At 56.4% G+C, this 3,254-nt stretch carries 1 rRNA gene; it reads left to right on the plus strand.

Annotated elements, in window-relative coordinates:
• Positions 1-63: 63 nt before the first annotated feature.
• Positions 64-3,174, plus strand: a 23S ribosomal RNA gene (locus AB0M36_RS37570).
• Positions 3,175-3,254: the final 80 nt, after the last annotated feature.

A 3,254-nucleotide genomic window follows, 5' to 3' on the forward strand; every position in this document is an offset into this window, starting at 1 on the left:
TTGGGTTGTGGGTTGGTTGTTGGTTGAGAATTGCACAGTGGACGCGAGCATCTTGTTTTCTGTGGTTAAGTTGTCAAGGGCGAACGGTGGATGCCTTGGCACCAGGAGCCGATGAAGGACGTGGGAGGCCGCGATAGGCCTGGGGGAGCTGTCAACCTAGCTGTGATCCCAGGGTGTCCGAATGGGGAAACCTAGCACGAGTCATGTCGTGTTACCGCTAGCTGAATTCATAGGCTAGTTGGGGGGAACGCGGGGAAGTGAAACATCTCAGTACCCGTAGGAAGAGAAAACAATAGTGATTCCGTGAGTAGTGGCGAGCGAAAGCGGATGTAGCCTAAACCGTGCGCGTGTGATACCTGTCAGGGGTTGCGTGTGCGGGGTTGTGAGACCTACATGTCTGTGCTGACACGCAGGCGAGGAGTTACAAAGTTGCTGGTTAGTCGAACGACGTGGGAAAGTCGGCCGTAGACGGTGAGAGCCCGGTAGACGAAAATCTGTGACCTCCTTGTGGTGTTCTCGAGTAGCAGCGGACCCCTGAAATCTGCTGTGAATCTGCCAGGACCACCTGGTAAGGCTGAATACTTCCTGGTGACCGATAGCGGACAAGTACCGTGAGGGAATGGTGAAAAGTACCCCGGGAGGGGAGTGAAATAGTACCTGAAACCGTTCGCCTACAATCCGTCAGAGCCGCCCTAGCAGTGGTGATGGCGTGCCTTTTGAAGAATGAGCCTGCGAGTTAGTGGCATGTGGCGAGGTTAACCCGTGTGGGGTAGCCGTAGCGAAAGCGAGTCTGAATAGGGCGTCTGAGTCGCATGTTCTAGACCCGAAGCGGGGTGATCTAGCCATGGGCAGGTTGAAGCGTGGGTAAGACTGCGTGGAGGACCGAACCCACCAACGTTGAAAAGTTGGGGGATGACCTGTGGTTAGGGGTGAAAGGCCAATCAAACTCCGTGATAGCTGGTTCTCCCCGAAATGCATTTAGGTGCAGCGTCGCGTGTTTCTTGCCGGAGGTAGAGCACTGGATGGTCTAGGGGGCCCACAAGCTTACCGAAATCAGCCAAACTCCGAATGCCGGTAAGTGAGAGCGCGGCAGTGAGACTGCGGGGGATAAGCTTCGTAGTCGAGAGGGAAACAGCCCAGATCGCCAGCTAAGGCCCCTAAGCGTGTGCTAAGTGGAAAAGGATGTGGGGTCGCATAGACAACCAGGAGGTTGGCTTAGAAGCAGCCACCCTTTAAAGAGTGCGTAATAGCTCACTGGTCAAGTGGTCCCGCGCCGACAATGTAGCGGGGCTCAAGCACACCGCCGAAGCTGTGGCACTCACACAATAACTTCGCACCGACTTGATTGGTGTGCAGGTGTGTGGGTGGGTAGGGGAGCGTCGTGTAGCGGGTGAAGCGGCGGAGTGATCCAGCCGTGGACGCTACACGAGTGAGAATGCAGGCATGAGTAGCGAATGAAGGGTGAGAAACCCTTCCGCCGGATGACCAAGGGTTCCAGGGCCAGGCTAATCCGCCCTGGGTGAGTCGGGGCCTAAGGCGAGGCCGAGAGGCGTAGTCGATGGATAACGGGTTGATATTCCCGTACCCGCAAAGGAGCGCCCAAGACGAACCTCACTGTACTAACCACGCGAAGCGCCGGAGACTTTCGGGTCGAGGGTGTGGAGTCTGGGATCTTGGTGGGTAGTAGTTTAGCGATGGGGTGACGCAGGAAGGTAGCTGAGCCCGGCCGGTGGTTGTGCCGGGGTAAGCGTGTAGGCCGTCACGTAGGCAAATCCGCGTGGCATTGAGGCTGAGACGTGATGCCGAGCCGATTCAGGTGAAGTCAGTGATCCTATGCTGCCGAGAAAAGCCTCTAGCGATGTTCCGAGCGGCCCGTACCCCAAACCGACACAGGTGGTCAGGTAGAGAATACCGAGGCGACGGGCGAACTGTGGTTAAGGAACTCGGCAAATTGCCCCCGTAACTTAGGGAGAAGGGGGGCCGGACGCGTGAAGGCACTTGCTGCTGGAGCGCGGTATGGCCGCAGAGAGCAGGGGGAAGCGACTGTTTACTAAAAACACAGGTCCATGCGAAGTCGTAAGACGATGTATATGGACTGACGCCTGCCCGGTGCTGGAACGTTAAGGGGACCTGTTAGCCTTTCGGGGCGAAGCGGAGAACTTAAGCGCCAGTAAACGGCGGTGGTAACTATAACCATCCTAAGGTAGCGAAATTCCTTGTCGGGTAAGTTCCGACCTGCACGAATGGCGTAACGACTTCCCCACTGTCTCAACCACAGGCCCGGCGAAATTGCAGTACGAGTAAAGATGCTCGTTACGCGCGGCAGGACGGAAAGACCCCGGGACCTTTACTATAGCTTGACATTGGTATCCGAATGTAATTGTGTAGGATAGGTGGGAGCCGGTGAAACTCGGACGCCAGTTCGGGTGGAGGCAATCTTGAAATACCACTCTGTTGGATTTGGGTATCTAACTTGCGGCCCTGATCGGGTCGAGGGACAGTGTCTGGTGGGTAGTTTAACTGGGGCGGTTGCCTCCTAAAAGGTAACGGAGGCGCCCAAAGGTTCCCTCAGCCTGGTTGGCAATCAGGTGTTGAGTGTAAGTACATAAGGGAGCTTGACTGTGAGACTGACAGGTCGAGCAGGGACGAAAGTCGGGACTAGTGATCCGGCACTTGCGAGTGGAAGCGGTGTCGCTCAACGGATAAAAGGTACCCCGGGGATAACAGGCTGATCTTCCCCAAGAGTCCATATCGACGGGATGGTTTGGCACCTCGATGTCGGCTCGTCGCATCCTGGGGCTGTAGCAGGTCCCAAGGGTTGGGCTGTTCGCCCATTAAAGCGGTACGCGAGCTGGGTTTAGAACGTCGTGAGACAGTTCGGTCCCTATCCGCCGTGCGCGTTGGATACTTGAGAAGGGCTGTCCCTAGTACGAGAGGACCGGGACGGACGAACCTCTGGTGTGCCAGTTGTCCCGCCAGGGGCACGGCTGGTTAGCTACGTTCGGAAGGGATAACCGCTGAAAGCATCTAAGCGGGAAGCCTGCTTCGAGATGAGGTATCCCACCACCTTGAGTGGGTAAGGCCCCCAGCTAGACGACTGGGTTGATAGGCCGGAAATGTAAGCCAGGTAACTGGTTCAGTTGACCGGTACTAATAGGCCGAGGGCTTAACCACACCAAACTTGATACTCAGCGTCCACTGTGTGATTCACAGCAAACAACCACCCATCCCCGGAAACACTCACCGGGGACAGG

The sequence above is a fragment of the Actinoplanes sp. NPDC051346 genome (genome assembly GCF_040682215.1).
GTDB lineage: Bacteria > Actinomycetota > Actinomycetes > Mycobacteriales > Micromonosporaceae > Actinoplanes.